15 protein-coding genes are annotated in these 17490 nt (G+C 60.7%); all 15 read right to left on the bottom strand.

Features of this window, described 5'->3' with window-relative positions:
* Position 1: 1 nt before the first annotated feature.
* Positions 2 to 1009, bottom strand: coding sequence for an NADH-quinone oxidoreductase subunit NuoH (nuoH, locus tag PspS35_RS17615; protein WP_003174724.1), 1008 nt, complete (start codon positions 1007 to 1009; stop codon positions 2 to 4).
* On the bottom strand, positions 1006 to 3720 hold the full coding sequence (gene nuoG, locus PspS35_RS17610; RefSeq protein ID WP_159936084.1) for an NADH-quinone oxidoreductase subunit NuoG: 2715 nt from the start codon (positions 3718 to 3720) through the stop codon (positions 1006 to 1008). The genes nuoH and nuoG overlap by 4 nt, the downstream gene beginning before the upstream one ends.
* Before the next feature lie 135 nt (positions 3721 to 3855).
* Positions 3856 to 5211 (bottom strand): NADH-quinone oxidoreductase subunit NuoF, encoded by a 1356-nt coding sequence (gene nuoF, locus PspS35_RS17605; RefSeq protein WP_159936083.1) that lies wholly within the window; start codon positions 5209 to 5211, stop codon positions 3856 to 3858.
* Complete coding sequence (gene nuoE, locus PspS35_RS17600) at positions 5208 to 5705, bottom strand: NADH-quinone oxidoreductase subunit NuoE (RefSeq protein ID WP_159936082.1); 498 nt, start codon at positions 5703 to 5705, stop codon at positions 5208 to 5210. Before nuoE ends, nuoF begins: the two co-directional genes overlap by 4 nt.
* 2 nt (positions 5706 to 5707) lie before the next feature.
* Positions 5708 to 7492: an NADH-quinone oxidoreductase subunit C/D gene (nuoC, locus tag PspS35_RS17595; RefSeq protein ID WP_159936081.1), complete on the bottom strand. Its 1785-nt coding sequence runs from the start codon at positions 7490 to 7492 to the stop codon at positions 5708 to 5710.
* Positions 7493 to 7563: 71 nt separating this feature from the next.
* Positions 7564 to 8238, bottom strand: a complete 675-nt coding sequence (locus tag PspS35_RS17590) for an NADH-quinone oxidoreductase subunit B (protein ID WP_012724951.1) — start codon at positions 8236 to 8238, stop codon at positions 7564 to 7566.
* A 10-nt stretch (positions 8239 to 8248) separates the two neighbouring features.
* On the bottom strand, positions 8249 to 8662 hold the full coding sequence (locus tag PspS35_RS17585; RefSeq protein ID WP_003219575.1) for an NADH-quinone oxidoreductase subunit A: 414 nt from the start codon (positions 8660 to 8662) through the stop codon (positions 8249 to 8251).
* A gap of 657 nt (positions 8663 to 9319) precedes the next feature.
* Positions 9320 to 10645, bottom strand: a complete 1326-nt coding sequence (gene aceA, locus PspS35_RS17580; protein ID WP_010458877.1) for an isocitrate lyase — start codon at positions 10643 to 10645, stop codon at positions 9320 to 9322.
* A 485-nt stretch (positions 10646 to 11130) separates the two neighbouring features.
* Positions 11131 to 11868, bottom strand: coding sequence for a secretin N-terminal domain-containing protein (locus PspS35_RS17575; RefSeq protein WP_159936080.1), 738 nt, complete (start codon positions 11866 to 11868; stop codon positions 11131 to 11133).
* Between the two features lie 150 nt (positions 11869 to 12018).
* The gene (locus PspS35_RS17570; RefSeq protein ID WP_159936079.1) at positions 12019 to 12441 is read right to left on the bottom strand and encodes a GNAT family N-acetyltransferase; all 423 of its coding nucleotides are present in this window, start codon (positions 12439 to 12441) and stop codon (positions 12019 to 12021) included.
* Entirely contained in the window at positions 12434 to 13600 is a 1167-nt protein-coding gene (locus PspS35_RS17565; protein ID WP_159936078.1) for a cupin domain-containing protein, read from the bottom strand. The genes PspS35_RS17570 and PspS35_RS17565 overlap by 8 nt, the downstream gene beginning before the upstream one ends.
* Before the next feature lie 83 nt (positions 13601 to 13683).
* Entirely contained in the window at positions 13684 to 15054 is a 1371-nt protein-coding gene (gene purB / locus PspS35_RS17560) for an adenylosuccinate lyase (RefSeq protein WP_159936077.1), read from the bottom strand.
* Positions 15055 to 15179: 125 nt separating this feature from the next.
* Positions 15180 to 15803, bottom strand: coding sequence for a high frequency lysogenization protein HflD (hflD, locus tag PspS35_RS17555; RefSeq protein ID WP_159936076.1), 624 nt, complete (start codon positions 15801 to 15803; stop codon positions 15180 to 15182).
* Entirely contained in the window at positions 15800 to 16924 is a 1125-nt protein-coding gene (mnmA, locus tag PspS35_RS17550) for a tRNA 2-thiouridine(34) synthase MnmA (RefSeq protein ID WP_159936075.1), read from the bottom strand. Before mnmA ends, hflD begins: the two co-directional genes overlap by 4 nt.
* Positions 16925 to 16983: 59 nt before the next feature.
* On the bottom strand, positions 16984 to 17430 hold the full coding sequence (locus tag PspS35_RS17545; RefSeq protein WP_159936074.1) for an NUDIX hydrolase: 447 nt from the start codon (positions 17428 to 17430) through the stop codon (positions 16984 to 16986).
* Between the last annotated feature and the right edge of the window lie 60 nt (positions 17431 to 17490).

The raw sequence follows: 17490 nt of genomic DNA, 5'->3' as shown, positions 1-17490 counted from the left end.
CTCACTGAACCGCGGCCGCTGGCGTGTTCAACAACACAACGGCAGCAGTCACCAGCAAATTGATCAGGGTCAGTGGCAGGCAGAAGCGCCAGCTGAAATCCATCACCTGGTCGTACCGTGGACGCGGAATGGAAGCGCGCAGCAGGATAAACAACATGATGAAGAACGCGGTCTTAAGGAAGAACCAGAAGAACGCCAACTGCGGCAGGATGCCGAACGGACCGTGCCAGCCGCCGAAGAACAGCGTGACCAGCAGGGCCGAGATCAAGATGATGCCGATGTATTCACCGACGAAGAACATGCCCCATTTCATGCCGGCATATTCAATGTGGTAACCGTCGGCCAGTTCCTGTTCCGCTTCCGGCTGGTCGAACGGGTGACGGTGAGTCACGGCGACGCCAGCGATGAAGAACGTGCAGAAGCCAAAGAACTGCGGAATGATGAACCACAGGTTCTGCGCCTGGTACTCGACGATGTCGCGCATGTTGAACGAGCCGACCTGCACCACGATGCCCATCAGCGCGAGGCCCATGAACACTTCGTAGGACACGGTCTGGGCCGAAGCCCGCAAGCTGCCCAGCAGGGCGAACTTGTTGTTGCTCGACCAACCGGCGAACAGCACCGCGTAGACCGACAAGCCGGCCATGGCGAAGAAGAACAGCAAGCCGATGTTCAGGTCCGCCACGCCCCACGTCGGGGTGATCGGGATGATCGCGAAGGCGATCAGCAAGGCGCTCATGGCCACGACCGGTGCCAGGGTGAAGATCACCTTGTCGGCAAACGGCGGGGTCCAGTCTTCCTTGAAGAACATTTTCAGCATGTCGGCCGCGATCTGGAACATACCGAACGGGCCAACGCGGTTCGGACCGTAACGGTCCTGCCACCAGCCCAGCAGGCGACGTTCGACGAAGCTGAGCAGCGCGCCCGCAACGACCACGGCCAACAGGATCACGATGGCCTTGACCACCGAAATGATCACGTCAATTACTTCCGGCGTGAACCAAGTCATTGCGCTGCCTCCTGCAGACCGTCAACGGTTTTGCCGAAGATCGCAGGCGGAATGCCAGCGAGGCCTTTAGGCAGTGCAACCAGACCGGCACCCAACTCATCGTTGATGCGCAGCGGCAGACGCAGGGTCTGGCCGGCCACGGTCAAGCTGAGCAGGGCACCGTCGTTGACGCCGAGGCGGTCGGCTTCGGACTTGGCCACGGACACGTAGGCTTCTGGGATGCGGCCTTGCACCGGCGCAGCCTTGGAAGAGTTCTCTTCGCTGCCGAACAGGTGGAAGAACGGCACAACCTGCCAGGTGCCCTGGGCCGGGTTGAACGGACGCGGCACCGCAGCGAACCAGTTCAGCGAGTCACCGGTGCTTTCGATCAGGCGGGTGCCCGGGTCGCCAGCGCGGATGTGACCACCGACTTCGTCCTGGAACTTGTTCCAGGCTTGCGGCGAGTTCCAGCCCGGCGACCAGGCGAACGGCACCTGCTGACGTGGCTCGACCGACCCTGAGTAACCTTCCATGGAGAAGGCGAAGGCGGTGTCGTTGTCTTGTGGCGTACGCGGCTCGTGCACGCTGATGTCGGCGCGCATGGCGGTACGACCGGAGTAACGCAGCGGTTCGCGGGCCAGTTTCATGCCCTTGATGCGGAACGCGGCGGACGGTGCAGCGTCGACAATCCGGGCAAGCTGCGGTGCGCTGGAAGCGACGGCAGCGGTCACGTGGTCGAGCTGGGTCCAGTCGATCGGCTGGTTCAGCAGGGTGGCACGCAGGGCATGCAGCCAGCGCCAGCCTTCGTGAACCAGGATGCTGGCGTCCATGTACTTCGGATCGAACACTTGGAAGAAGCGCTGGGCGCGGCCTTCCTGGCTGACCAGGGTACCGTCGCCTTCGGCGAAGCTTGCGGCTGGCAGTACCAACTGGGCGCGGTCGCTGGTGGCGGTCTTCTGGTGGTCGGCCACGATCAGCACTTTGGCGGCGTTCAGCGCAGCGTCAACCTTGGCGGCGTCGGTGCGGGTGTACAGGTCGTTTTCCAGCACCACGATGGCGTCGGCATTGCCGTCGATCACGGCTTGCAGGCCGGCATCCAGGGACTCACCACCGAGCATGGCCAGGCCGAGGCTGTTGGCTTCCGGCACAACCAGGCTGATGGAGCCGTTCTTGTCGCGCAGCTTAAGGGCCTTGGCGATGTTGGCAGCGGCTTCGATCAGCGCCTTGGAACCCAACGAGGTACCGGCAATGATCAACGGGCGCTTGGCGGCGAGCAGGGCGTCGGCGATGCGCTGGGCCAGTTCAGCGGCTTCAGCGTCCAAGCCTTCGACGGCAGGCGCGCTGGCGTCGAGGGCGTGGGCCACTGCGAAACCGATGCGGGCCAGGTCGTCCGGTGCGGCGTGGACACATTCTTCGGCGATGTCGTCGAGCTTGGTTTCAGCGATGCTGGCGATAAACAGCGGGTTCAGCGCGTGCTGGCCGATGTTTTTCACGGCGGCGTCGAGCCAAGGCTGTACGCGCATGGCGTCGGCCATCTCTTCGGCCTTGCCCTTGACCGACTGGCGCAGGGACAGGGCCACGCGGGCAGCGGTCTGGGTCAGGTCTTCACCGAGCACGAAGATCGCGTCGTGGTCTTCGATGTCGCGCATGTTCGGAACGGGCAGCGGGCTGTCGTTCAGCACTTGCAGGACCAGCCGGATACGCTCCAGCTCACCGGCTTCGATGCCTGAGTAGAAGTGCTCGGCACCGACCAGCTCGCGCAACGCGTAGTTGCTTTCGAGGCTAGCGCGGGGCGAACCGATACCGACGATGTTGCGGCCGCGCAGCAGGTCGGCGGCTTTATCCAGCGCGTCGTCCAGGCTCAGCTTGGCGCCATCGGCCAGCAGCGGTTGGCGTGGGCGATCCTTGCGGTTGACGTAGCCATAGCCGAAACGGCCACGGTCGCACAGGAAGTACTGGTTGACCGAACCGTTGAAGCGGTTTTCGATACGACGCAGTTCACCGTAGCGCTCGCCTGGCGAGATGTTGCAACCGCTGGAGCAGCCGTGGCAGATACTCGGGGCGAACTGCATGTCCCACTTGCGGTTGTAGCGCTCGGAGTGGGTCTTGTCGGTGAACACACCGGTCGGGCAGACCTCGGTGAGGTTGCCGGAGAACTCGCTTTCGAGCACGCCATCTTCAACGCGACCGAAGTACACGTTGTCGTGGGCGCCGAATACGCCCAGGTCGGTGCCGCCAGCGTAGTCTTTATAGAAACGCACGCAACGGTAGCAGGCGATGCAGCGGTTCATTTCGTGGGAAATGAACGGGCCGAGGTCCTGGTTCTGGTGGGTACGCTTGGTGAAGCGATAACGGCGCTCGTTGTGGCCGGTCATCACCGTCATGTCTTGCAGGTGGCAGTGACCGCCTTCCTCACAGACCGGGCAGTCGTGGGGGTGGTTGGTCATCAGCCATTCGACAACGCTGGCGCGGAACGCCTTGGATTCTTCATCTTCGATGGAGATCCAGGTGTTGTCGGTGGCTGGGGTCATGCAGGACATGACGATACGACCACGCGTGTCGTTTTCGTCGGTGTATTGCTTGACCGCACACTGGCGACAGGCACCGACGCTACCGAGTGCGGGGTGCCAGCAGAAATACGGGATGTCGAGGCCTAGTGACAGACACGCCTGTAACAGGTTGTCCGCCCCATCGACTTCGAGCGCTTTGCCGTCTACGTGGATAGTGGCCATGGTTCAAAGTTCTTCGTTGGCCCGTTGTCAGCGGGCGTGGCTAATGGAATCTTGTTATTCATGTGCATCTACACAGCCTCAAAGGCGTCAGCACATGAGAAGGCGAAGGGCACGGACCCTTCGCCTTTTAAAGCGTTACGCGCCGACTACGATCGGCCTTGCCAGAGGCGGGACGGCGGCGCTGGTAGGCGCGATGCCGGCTTCGAACTCCGAGCGGAAGTATTTGATTGCGCTGCCCAATGGCTCAACGGCGCCCGGTGCGTGAGCACAGAAGGTCTTGCCTGGGCCGAGGAAACCGACCAGGCCCAGCAGGGTTTCGATGTCTCCCTCGCGGCCCTCGCCTTTTTCCAGGGCCATCAGCAGCTTGACGCTCCACGGCAGGCCGTCGCGGCAGGGGGTGCAGAAGCCGCAGGATTCACGGGCAAAGAACTGCTCCATGTTGCGCAGTAGCGAGACCATGTTGACAGTGTTGTCCACGGCCATCGCCAGGCCAGTACCCATCCGGGTGCCCACCTTGCCGATGCCACCGGCATACATCTGTGCGTCGAGGTGCTCGGGTAACAGGAAGCCGGTGCCGGCGCCGCCTGGCTGCCAGGCTTTCAAGGTGTAGCCGTCGCGCATGCCGCCGGCGTAGTCCTCGAACAGCTCGCGAGCGGTCACGCCGAATGGTAGCTCCCACAGCCCAGGGTTCTTGACCTTGCCGGAGAAGCCCATGAGCTTGGTGCCCATGTCTTCACTGCCTTCACGGGCCAACGATTTGTACCAGTCCACGCCGTCGGCGATGATCGCCGGCACATTGCACAGGGTCTCGACGTTGTTCACACAAGTCGGCTTGCCCCACACGCCCACGGCGGCCGGGAAGGGCGGCTTGGAGCGCGGGTTGGCGCGGCGGCCTTCGAGGGAGTTGATCAGTGCGGTTTCTTCACCGCAGATATAACGCCCGGCGCCGGTGTGCACGAACAGTTCGAAGTCAAAACCGGAACCGAGGATGTTCTTGCCCAAAAGGCCCGCTGCCTTGGCTTCCGCCACGGCACGGTTGAGGTGCTTGGCGGCAGTGGTGTATTCGCCACGCAGGAAGATATAGCCACGGTAGGTCTTGAGTGCGCGGGCGCTGATCAGCATGCCTTCGATCAGCAGATGGGGCAGTTGCTCCATCAGCATGCGGTCTTTCCAGGTGTTCGGCTCCATTTCATCCGCGTTGCACAGCAGGTAGCGGATGTTGATGGATTCGTCCTTGGGCATCAGGCCCCACTTCACACCCGTGGGGAAGCCTGCACCGCCGCGGCCTTTGAGGCCGGCGTCTTTCACGGTCTGGACGATGTCGTCCTGGGCCATGTCGGCAAAGGCTTTGCGTGCGGCCGCGTAACCGTTCTTGGCCTGGTACTCGTCGAGCCAGACCGGCTCGGCGTCGTCACGCAGGCGCCAGGTCAGCGGGTGAGTCTCGGGCGAACGCTTGATCAGGTTGGCCGGGCCGAAAGATGTAAGGGTCATGGGTAGCCCTCAAGCAATTGGGTCACGCCGGATGCTTGCACGTCACCGAATGTGTCGTCGTCGATCATCAACGCCGGCGCCTTGTCGCAGTTGCCCAGGCAGCACACCGGCAGCAGCGTGAAGCGGCCGTCGGCGGTGGTTTGGCCGAGGCCGATGCCCAGTTTGTTCTGGATCTCGCTGACCACGGACTCGTGGCCGCCGATGTAGCAGACCATGCTGTCGCACACGCGAATGATGTGGCGGCCCACCGGTTGGCGGAAGATCTGGCTGTAGAACGTGGCCACGCCTTCAACGTCGCTGGCGGGGATGCCGAGCAGTTCGCCGATGGCGTAGAGGGCGCCGTCCGGCACCCAGCCACGTTCCTTCTGGACGATCTTCAAGGCTTCGATCGACGCCGCGCGCGGGTCTTCGTAGTGATGCAGCTCGTGCTCGATGGCCGAGCGCTCGGTTTCACTCAAGGTGAAACGGTCTGTCTGGATAAGCGTGCTGTTCATGCTTAGCGGTCCACGTCGGCCATAACGAAATCGATACTACCCAGGTACGCAATCAAGTCCGCGACCATCTCGCCTTTGATCACCGAAGGGATCTGCTGCAAGTGCGGGAAGCTTGGAGTACGAATCCGGGTGCGGTAGCTCATGGTGCCGCCATCGCTCGTCAGGTAATAACTGTTGATACCCTTGGTCGCTTCGATCATCTGGAAGGATTCGTTGGCCGGCATGACCGGGCCCCACGAAACCTGCAGGAAGTGCGTGATCAGGGTTTCGATGTGCTGCAGCGTGCGCTCTTTGGGCGGCGGCGTGGTCAGCGGGTGATCCGCCTTGTACGGGCCGGCCGGCATGTTGCGCATGCACTGCTCGATGATCTTCAGGCTCTGGCGCATTTCTTCGACGCGCACGATGCAACGGTCGTAGGCGTCGCCGTTGGCCGCCAGCGGGACTTCGAATTCGAAGTTCTCGTAGCCGGAGTACGGGCGCGCTTTACGCAGGTCGAAGTCGCAGCCAGTCGAGCGCAGGCCTGCACCGGTGACGCCCCATTCCAGGGCCTCTTTGGTGTTGTAGGCGGCGACGCCGATGGTACGGCCCTTGAGGATGCTGTTGTCGAGCGCGGCTTTTTGGTACTCGTCCAGACGCTTGGGCATCCAGTCGATGAATTCCTTGACCAGACGCTCCCAACCGTTCGGCAGGTCGTGGGCCACACCGCCGATGCGGTACCAGGCCGGGTGCAGGCGGAAGCCAGTAACGGCTTCGATGACCTTGTAGGCGCGCTGACGGTCGGTGAAGGTGAAGAACACCGGGGTCATGGCGCCCACGTCCTGGATATAGGTACCCAGGAACAGCAGGTGGCTGGTGATCCGGAAGAACTCGGCCATCATGATGCGGATGGTGTCGACGCGGTCTGGCACTTCAATGCCGGCCAGCTTCTCGACCGAGAGCACGTACGGCAGGTTGTTCATCACGCCGCCGAGGTAGTCGATACGGTCGGTGTACGGGATGAAGCTGTGCCACGACTGGCGCTCGGCCATCTTCTCGGCACCACGGTGGTGGTAGCCGATGTCCGGCACGCAGTCGACGATTTCTTCGCCGTCCAGTTGCAGGATGATACGGAAGGCACCGTGAGCCGAAGGGTGGTTCGGGCCCAGGTTGAGGAACATGTAGTCCTCGTTGGTGCCGGAACGCTTCATGCCCCAGTCTTCCGGACGGAAGCGCGCGGCTTCTTCTTCCAGCTGTTGCTTGGCCAGGTTGAGGCTGAATGGATCGAACTCGGTGGCGCGGGCCGGGAAGTCCTTGCGCAGCGGGTGACCTTCCCAGGTGGGCGGCATCATGATGCGCGTCAGGTGCGGGTGACCCGGGAAGTCGATACCGAACATGTCCCAGACTTCACGCTCGTACCAGCTGGCGTTCGGCCAGATACCGGTGACGGTCGGGACGCTCAGGTCGCTCTCGGAGAGGGCAACCTTGATCATCACGTCGCTGTTACGTTCCAGCGACATCAGGTGATAGAACACGGTGAAGTCGGCGCCACTCGGCAGCCCCTGGCGCTTGGTGCGCAGACGCTCGTCCACGCCATGCAGGTCATAGAGCATGACATACGGCTTGGGCAGGTTACGCAGGAAGGTCAGGACCTCGACGAGCTTGGCACGCGCCACCCACAGTACCGGCATGCCGGTACGTGTGGCCTGGGCGGTGAAGGCGTCAGGGCCAAAACGGTTATTGAGTTCGACGACCACATCCTGGTCGTCTGCCTTGTAAGGCGGGATATACAGAGCACTGCCTGTAGTCATGGTTTTTTATCGCTTTCGGTCAACGTAAAGAATGAAGCCAGGTGTTCGTTCTATAAAAGAAGCGGGCTGGATCAGACTTCGTCGGGGCTGCGCAGGTTGGTGACTGCGATTCGCTGTTCGCGGCGCTGTTCCTTTTGGGACGGCATCTCGGCGCGGTATACGCCTTGATCGCCGACGACCCAGGAAAGCGGGCGACGCTCCTTGCCAATCGATTCCTGCAACAGCATCAAGCCTTGCAGAAAAGCTTCAGGGCGGGGCGGGCAGCCAGGCACGTAGACGTCCACGGGCAGGAACTTATCCACCCCTTGAACCACGGAGTAGATGTCGTACATGCCACCGGAGTTGGCGCACGAACCCATGGAGATAACCCACTTCGGTTCGAGCATTTGCTCGTAGAGACGCTGAATGATCGGCGCCATCTTGATAAAGCAGGTTCCGGCGATAACCATGAAATCCGCCTGGCGCGGCGATGCCCGGATAACTTCGGCGCCAAAGCGCGCGATGTCGTGGGGCGCCGTGAAGGCGGTGGTCATTTCCACGTAGCAGCACGACAGACCGAAGTTGTACGGCCACAGAGAGTTTTTACGCCCCCAGTTGACCGCGCCACTCAGCACGTCTTCGAGCTTGCCCATGTAGATGTTTTTGTGGACTTGATCTTCTAACGGATCGGAGACGGTTTCCCGTTCGCCGATGGGGTACTGATCGTTAGGAGCATCCGGGTCGATCCTGGTGAGATTGTATTGCATCGCCAAAGCCTCATTGTTTCAGCTTCGCTTGCCGCTTACGACGAGCTTCCGGAGCCCAATCAAGGGCGCCCACTCGGAATAGGTAGACAAGGCCTGCCAACAGAATTGCTATGAAAACGAGAGCTTCGACGAATCCGGTCCAGCCGCTTTCGCGGACGGACACAGACCAGGCAAAGAGAAAAAGGGCTTCGATATCGAAGATCACGAACAGCATCGCGACCAGATAGAATTTGGCTGAGAGCCGCAAGCGGGCGCCACCTGTAGGTAGCATGCCCGACTCGAACGGTTCGTTTTTGCTGCGGCCCCAGGCTTTTGACCCGAGGAGGCTGGAGACGCCGAGCATGAAGGCGCAGAGGCCGACAACACCGAGGAGGAAAATGGCAAAGCCCCAGTTGTGGGCCATGAGTCCTGTCGCTTCGGTCATGCTGGAAATCCTTAACAGAGAGCAAAGGTCTCTGAGCTCGAAAAAGTAGTGATGCAGTGACGATATGTCGCAGCGCAGTCAATCGCGGTGATTTTATGGCTAAACACCGGGCAAGTAAAATTCCTATAGCGAAATTATTCGATGGAATAAGGACATAGTGCACCTTTGTGGGGCTGTAGCCCTTGCAGGACGGGCATTAGCGGGCATTTGAACAATTAAGTTTTGTTTGCCTCGTAACGAAGTTTTCATCGGCCAAATGATAATGAATATTGTTTGCGCGAGGTTTAAGCGAATGTTTCTCGTGTGGCGGGGAAAGTTGTCGTTACTTGCTTGAGTGCTGCTTAGTTAAGGGTGCGCATCTTTTAACCGCTTTTGCGAGTGCGCATACCGCTCTAGATCAATGTTTTGCGCAATAAATCCACTGTCTCCACCTTTCCAGTGTGGGAGGGGGCTTGCCCCGATGGCAGTGGATCAGCTGGCACATATGTTGTCTGACTCACCGCTATCGGGGGCAAGCCCCCTCCCATATTTTGATCTTGATTTTGTCAGGGAGGTTTTCACGAGATAAAAAAACGCCCCGAACCAGTCGGGGCGTGATTGTTGTGCGGCACTGCGGTTAGGTCTTCCTTGGGGCCGCAGTGGCCGTGTACGCAGTGCTTAGTGGAACTGCTCTTCTTCAGTCGAACCGGTCAGCGCGGTCACGGACGACGTGCCGCCCTGGATCACGGTGGTCATGTCGTCGAAGTAGCCGGTGCCCACTTCCTGCTGGTGCGCCACAAAGGTGTAGCCCTTGGAGGCGTCGGCGAATTCCTGCTCCTGCAGCTTCACGTAGGCGGTCATGTCGTTGCGGGCGTAGTCGTGCGCCAGGTTGAACATGCTGTGCCACATGTTGTGGATGCCGGCCAGGGTGATGAACTGGTGCTTGTAGCCCATGGCGGACAGCTCGCGCTGGAACTTGGCGATGGTCGCGTCGTCCAGGTTCTTCTTCCAGTTGAAGGAAGGCGAGCAGTTGTAGGACAGCAGTTGGTCCGGGTATTCCTTCTTGATCGCTTCGGCGAAGCGACGGGCTTCGTCCAGGTCCGGCTTGGCGGTTTCGCACCAGATCAGGTCGGCATACGGTGCGTAGGCCAGGCCGCGGGCGATGGCCTGGTCCAGGCCGGCACGTACTTTGTAGAAGCCTTCCTGGGTGCGCTCACCGGTTACGAACGGCTGGTCGTACGGGTCGCAGTCCGAGGTCAGCAGGTCGGCAGCGTTGGCATCGGTACGCGCCAGGATGATGGTCGGTGTACCGGCAACGTCAGCCGCCAAGCGTGCCGCGGTCAGCTTTTGTACGGCTTCCTGGGTCGGAACCAGCACCTTGCCGCCCATGTGGCCGCATTTCTTCACGGAGGCCAGTTGGTCTTCAAAGTGAACGCCAGCGGCGCCTGCTTCGATCATGCTTTTCATCAGTTCGTAGGCGTTCAGTACGCCGCCGAAACCGGCTTCGGCGTCAGCCACGATTGGCGCGAAGTAGTCGATGTAGCCTTCATCGCCCGGGCCTTTACCGGCCTTCCACTGGATCTGGTCGGCGCGACGGAACGAGTTGTTGATGCGCTTGACCACGGTCGGTACGGAGTCAACCGGGTACAGCGATTGGTCGGGGTACATGGATTCAGCGGAGTTGTTGTCCGCTGCCACTTGCCAGCCGGACAGGTAGATCGCCTGGATACCGGCTTTTACCTGTTGGACTGCCTGGCCGCCAGTGAGGGCGCCCATGCAGTTGACGAAATCTTTGTCGGGGCGGAAGGAAGGCTTGGCACCTTGGGTGACCAGGTTCCACAGCTTCTCGGCGCCGAGTTTTGCAAAGGTGTGCTCAGGTTGAACCGAGCCACGCAGGCGGACGACGTCAGCAGCGGAATAAGCGCGGGTCACGCCTTTCCAGCGTGGGTTTTCAGCCCAGTCTTTTTCAAGGGCTGCAATTTGCTGTTCGCGTGTCAGTGCCATGGGGAAAAACCTCGTCGCATAGGTCTAGGTGGAAAGATCCATTTGCCAGCCGCGCAATCATTGCGTGGTATGGCTGCTCGCTGACCAGAAGCATAGGCGGTCAAGCCAGGTTCGACGGGGAAGGCGACGGGATGAACGATTATCGAGAGGGGGCAGGTAAAGGCTGGCCGAGAACAGTCTTCGGGCGTCGTGGGCCCTTGGTCATTCTGCAGCGTGTTGCCGGGTTACCTGGTTAGCTTCCGTCCCTCGGGACAACTTCGTTCCAGTCGCAACCTCGTCAAACACACCTTGTGGGCGGTACAGACACGAATCGGCTCAGGTGGGTAACTTGGAGCGACGATCCGAAGGCCCTTGCCAGGGCCCCTGATTAGCGGGAGCGAGGCCATCATGCCCATGCTTTTTTGGATCGTCAAATGTTTTGTAGTGCTTTTTTTCAAGCACTACATCTTTAGTCTTATACGACTCATCAGTCAGTTTTTGGTGCTTCAGTTCAGGGTGTCGACCTTGACCCGCAAAGTCAGGTCATCGCGGCCCTGCGTAGAGTAGCTGCGGGTTGTAGAGGATTTTTCGGCCTGGGTCTGGCGGTTGATGCCGGCCAGGGGGATCCACTCGCCGAGGCGGCCGCTGACGGTTGTGTCGGTACTTTGAACATTCACTACATCGGGACGCTCCTGGCTCATGCGGTCACGGTTTGTACTGATCGCCAGGTGCACGGTCTCGCCGGTGACGCTTGCGGTCACGTAGAAGCCTTGCGTCACGTTGCGATATTGGGTCTGGTTTTGCGGGCGACCGTAGGCGTCGGGTTGTGTCGTGGTCAGTGGCACGCTCTGGCCAACCTGAATCAGGGCGGGTACGCCTTCGCTGGCTTGGATCTGCTGGATGCCGCCGTCACGGCTAGCGGTGCCATAGCTGATGATGCGTGTCTGGTTGTTGCTGGTGTTTTGCTGGTTGTTTTCGTTAGTGTCGACGGTAATCAGCAGGCGTTTGGCTGGGGTGTCGAGTTGGCCGAGCAGGGCGCGCAGGTCTTGGATCTTGCCGGGGTCGGCGTTGACGATTAGCTGATTGCCATAGGCGCTGACGGTGCCGTCCTTGCCGATGAAATTCTGCGCCACGGGGAGCAGGTCGGCGCTGGTGCGATTGCTCAGGTTGACGACTTCGGTGTCGGCCATGGCCGAGCAGCTGGCGGTCAGGAGGAGGGCGGTGAGCAGGGTGCGTAGGGACATGTCCGTTATCTCTGCGAGTCAAAGGCTGGATAGTGCCAGTTTGTCGGCCTGGCGGTTCGCAAGTTGAATACTAGACAGCAAAATGCCCTGGCAGGCAGGGCATTTTTGGGGGGATGAAATGGCTATCGGGGGCAGCGACTCGATGCTGGATCAGTCCCCGCGCACCATATCAACATGGGGGATCCCGACTTCAAGGAATTCCTCGCTGACGATCTTGAAGCCCAGCCGCTCGTAGAACGGCGCCGCATACACCTGCGCACTGAGGAACTGCTTGGTCTGGCCGCGTTGTTCGGCCACGCCGATCACCGCTTCCATCAGCTTGTCGCCGACCTTCAGTCCGCGCCAGTCCTTGAGCACCGACACGCGACCGATCTCGCCGCTGGGCAGCAGGCGAGCGGTGCCTATTGGAAAGTCACCTTCGAACGCTAGGAAATGCACCGCATCAGCGTCGTCCGCGTCCCACTCGAGCTCAGGTGGAACCGATTGTTCAGCGATAAACACCGCTTCACGAATGCGCCGTATCTCGGCGATATCCTTTTGCCAGTCCGCGACACTTACGTGAATCTTATTCATCGGCAAATCCCAGGCTGCCTTGCTTGACCAGCTCGCACAGCAGATCGCGGCCGTCTTCGTCGGCGAGCCATTCACCAAGATTTTCACTGTGCAGTGCGTCGGCGGAGCACACCAGCTTCAACAGTTCGCGCAGCTTGCCCGGCAGGTAACGGCTTTGGCCGCTGGCGAACAACAGCACGTCATCGTCCACTTCCGACCACGCCATGCGCGCGCTCGGGTTGCGCACCAGGATCGCGCCGTCCTGCAGCGTGCTGATGAAGTCTTCTTCGCCCAGCTCTTCGCCCGCCACCAGTTCCGGATAGCGTGGCTCGGTCATGAACTGGCCGAACCAGGTCAGCAGCATGCGCTCGTCGCTCATGTGCTCGGCCAGCAGGCTCTTGAGGCGGTCGAGGGCGTCGCTCTGGATCTGGTGCGGGTCGCTGACCGGTTGGGCGTCAGCGTCGGTGTAGCGTTCTTCGTCGGTCAGGTACTGGCTGAGGAAGTCAGTGAAATGGGTCAATACTTCGGCAGCGCTTGGCGCGCGGAAGCCGACCGAGTAGGTCATGCAGTCGTCTTCGGCAATACCGAAGTGTGCCAGGCGCGGTGGCAGGTAGAGCATGTCGCCCGGTTCCAGCACCCATTCGGCACTTTCTTCGAATTCAGCGAGGATGCGCAGGTCGGCGTGTTGCAGCAGTGGGCTTTCGGAGCTGCACATCTGGCCGATCTTCCAATTGCGCTTGCCCTGGGCTTGCAGCAGGAATACATCGTAGTTGTCGAAGTGCGGACCGACGCTGCCGCCTGGTGCGGCGAAGCTGATCATCACATCATCGATGCGCCAGCTTGGCAGAAAGCGGAACTGTTCCAGCAGCTCGGCCACTTCCGGTACGAACTGGTCGACCGCCTGCACCAGCAGGGTCCACTCGCGTTCAGGCAGGCTGGCGAAGGCGTCTTCGGCGAACGGGCCGCGACGCAGTTCCCACGGACGCTCGCCGTGTTCGATTACCAGGCGCGATTCGACTTCTTCTTCCAGAGCCAGGCCGGCCAGTTCGTCGGCGTCGATCGGGCTTTCGAAATCAGGGATGGCCTGACGGATCAGCAGCGGTTTTTTCTGCCAGTAGTCGCGCAGGAATTCCCTTGCCGTGATGCCGCCCAAAAGTTGAAGAGGGATGTCAGGATTCATGTGTAACCTATTGAAAGAAAGCACTTTTCAGACTGGAATAAAAACGCCCGGCGCGGCCGGGCGTCTCAAGGGTCTTGCGATGATCAGATGCGCTTGGCTTGCTCTACAGCGTTGCCAATGTAGTTGGCCGGAGTGAGCAGTTTCAGCTCGGCCTTGGCAGCGGCTGGCATGTCCAGGCCGTCGATGAAAGTTTGCAGTGCTTCAGGGCTGATGCCCTTGCCGCGAGTCAACTCTTTCAGCTTCTCGTACGGGTTTTCGATGTTGTAGCGGCGCATCACGGTCTGGATCGGCTCGGCCAGGACTTCCCAGCAGGCGTCCAGGTCAGCGGAGATTTTCTGCGCGTTGAGCTCAAGCTTGCTGATGCCTTTAAGGCTGGCTTCGTACGCGATCACGCTGTGAGCGAAGCCCACGCCAAGGTTGCGCAGGACGGTGGAGTCGGTCAGGTCGCGCTGCCAGCGGGAGATTGGCAACTTGCTGGCCAAGTGCTGGAACAGGGCGTTGGCGATGCCCAGGTTGCCTTCGGAGTTTTCGAAGTCAATCGGGTTGACCTTGTGCGGCATGGTCGACGAACCGATTTCACCGGCAATGGTGCGCTGCTTGAAATAGCCCAGGGAGATGTAGCCCCAAATATCGCGATCGAAGTCGATCAGGATGGTGTTGAAGCGCGCAATGGCGTCGAACAGCTCGGCGATGTAGTCGTGCGGTTCGATCTGCGTGGTGTACGGGTTGAAGCCCAGGCCCAGCTCGTTTTCGATGAAGGCGCGGGCGTTGGCTTCCCAATCGATCTCCGGGTAGGCCGACAGGTGGGCGTTATAGTTGCCGACGGCGCCGTTGATCTTGCCCAGCAATGGGACTGCGGCAACTTGAGCGATCTGGCGCTCCAGGCGATAGACCACGTTGGCCAGTTCTTTACCCAGGGTGGTCGGCGATGCCGGTTGGCCGTGGGTGCGCGACAGCATCGGCACGTCGGCGAAACGGATCGCCAGTTCGCGGATGGCTTCGGCAGTCTGGCGCATCAGCGGCAGCATGACGTCATCGCGGCCTTCGCGCAGCATCAGGGCGTGGGACAGGTTGTTGATGTCCTCGCTGGTGCAGGCAAAGTGGATGAACTCGCTGACCTGGGCCAGTTCCGGCAGCTTGGCCGCCTGCTCTTTGAGCAGGTATTCAATGGCTTTGACGTCGTGGTTGGTGGTGCGCTCGATCTCTTTCACACGCTCGGCGTGCTCCAGAGAGAAGTTTTCCGCCAGGGTGTTGAGCACAGCGTTGGCTTCGGCGGAGAACGCCGGCACTTCGCTGATGGCGGGGTGAGCGGCCAGGCGCTGGAGCCAGCGCACTTCAACCAGTACACGAGCACGGATCAGGCCGTATTCGCTGAAAATAGGGCGCAGGGCCTGGGTTTTGCCGGCGTAGCGGCCGTCAACAGGGGAAACCGCAGTGAGCGAAGAGAGCTGCATGGGGTGTTCTCGGACAGTCGGGCAACGAAATGGGGCGCGTATCATACATGAAAAAATCCGCCGGTCCGTTGCCAACTGACCGGCGTATTACGCGTAACGGCTTGAAAAGGGCCTGTCGCTGCGACTTATTCGTTGCGCATCAACGGGTAAAGCTCTTTGAGCAATTTGCGACGGCTTATGACCAACTGCCAACGATGACCGCCCAGCTGGCGCCACAACCGTGCCGAGCGAATACCGGCCAACAGCAGGGCGCGGATCTTCGAGGCGTTGTTCGGTTGTTGCAGGTTGCGCATGTCACCGTGGACCTGGATCCGCTGGCGCAAGGTGCTCAACGTGTCCTGGTACAGCGCACCGCAGGCGGCGATCACGTTTTCGTGGGCTGGCCCGAAGTGCTCCACCTGGGATTGGATCTGTGGCAAGCGCTTGCCAATGGTTTCCAGCATGTCTTCACGCTTGGCCAATTGGCGTTCAAGACCGAGCATCGACAGGGCGTAGCGCAACGGCTCACGCTGTAGGGTGCTCGGGTCGCGCTCCAGGGCGCCGATCAGTGCGCGGTAACCTTCGCGCAGCGCCAGGTCGTCGCCCCCGTAGACTTGCAGTGTGTCCTTGGGGTCGCGGATCAGCAGGCTGCCGAGCATGCAGGTCAGGCCCGCTTCGGTGACCTGGCCGGTCTTGGCGATCTTGTCCACCAGCACGGCGCAGAGAAATACGCCGCCGAGTGCCGTCAATTGCTCCTGGGTCGGGCTCATGCCGGGTTGCTCCAGGCTTGCGCGACTTCAATCACGCCGCCGCCCAGGCAGATTTCGCCGTCATAGAACACCACGGACTGGCCAGGGGTGACCGCGCGTTGCGGGTCATCGAAGGTGGCGCGGTAGCCGGTGGCGGTTTTTTCCAGGGTGCAGGGCTGGTCGCTCTGGCGATAGCGCACCTTGGCGGTCAGGTGGCGCGGGGTGCTGAGGTCGATCGGGTTGACCCAATAGATGTCAGAGGCCAGCAGCGCGCCCGAGAACAGCAGCGGATGTTCATTGCCCTGGCCGACGATCAACACGTTGTTTTCCAGATCCTTGACCAGTACGTACCACGGCTCTTCACCGGCGTCTTTCAAGCCGCCGATGCCCAGGCCCTGGCGCTGGCCGATGGTGTGGTACATCAGGCCGTGATGGCGGCCGATGACTTCACCGTCGGTGGTCTTGATCTCGCCCGGCTGCGCCGGCAGGTATTGCTTGAGGAAGTCGCTGAAACGGCGTTCGCCGATAAAGCAAATCCCGGTGGAGTCTTTCTTCTTGGCGGTGGCCAGGCCGTGTATCTCGGCGATCCTGCGCACTTCGGGCTTTTCCAGCTCGCCGACCGGGAACAGAGTCTTGGCTATCTGTTCACCGCCGACGGCGTGCAGGAAGTAACTCTGGTCCTTGTTCGGGTCCAGGCCCTTGAGCAGTTCGGTGCGCCCATCGATATCGCGGCGGCGCACGTAGTGGCCAGTAGCAATCAGGTCGGCGCCGAGGATCATGGCGTAGTCGAGGAATGCCTTGAACTTGATTTCCCGGTTGCACAGGATGTCCGGGTTCGGCGTGCGGCCGGCCTTGTATTCGGCCAGGAAGTGCTCGAACACGTTGTCCCAGTACTCGGCGGCGAAGTTGGCGGTGTGCAGCTTGATACCGATCTTGTCGCACACGGCCTGGGCGTCAGCCAGGTCGTCCATGGCGGTGCAATATTCCGTTCCATCGTCTTCTTCCCAGTTCTTCATGAACAGGCCTTCCACCTCATAACCCTGCTCCATGAGCAGAACGGCGGAAACGGAAGAATCCACGCCGCCGGACATGCCGACGATGACGCGCTTCTTTTGTGTGTCAGAAGGGGCTGGATCACGCATAGGGTTTCAACGGGTGTCTTGAAAAAGGACGCGATTCTAGCAGGCCTGGGCCCGCAAGGCTAAAGAGAAGGGCGGATCAATTCGAGACTGTGACGCTGGCCGGCCAGATAATCATCGATACAGCGGATGATCAGCTCACTGCGCCAGTCCTCGCGTACGGCCATCAGCTCGTCACGGCTCAGCCAGCGGGCGCGCAGGATGCCGTCGTCGAGTTGATAGTCGGGGTGGTGTTTCAGGGCTTTGGCAATAAAGCAGACACGTTGATAGGTCACGCCGTTGCTTGGGGCGGTGTACAGGTAGATGCCGACGATGCCGGTGGCTTCGACGTCCCAGCCAGTTTCTTCGAGGGTTTCGCGCACGGCGGCGTCGGTAAGGGTTTCATGCGGGTCGAGGTGGCCGGCAGGCTGGTTGAGTACGGCGCGGCCGCCCTTGAGTTCTTCGACCATCAGGAACTTGCCGTTGTCTTCGACGATGGTGGCGACGGTGATGTGGGGTTGCCAGGTCATGGGATGCCTCTCGATTTTGAATGCTGTGAAGTCTTCGGACAGGGTTGCAGTCAATGTGGG

It is taken from the genome of Pseudomonas sp. S35 (assembly GCF_009866765.1).
Classification (GTDB): Bacteria; Pseudomonadota; Gammaproteobacteria; order Pseudomonadales; family Pseudomonadaceae; genus Aquipseudomonas.
The sequence above is the reverse complement of the archived record's forward strand: the minus strand, read 5'-3'. Positions and strand labels throughout refer to the sequence as shown.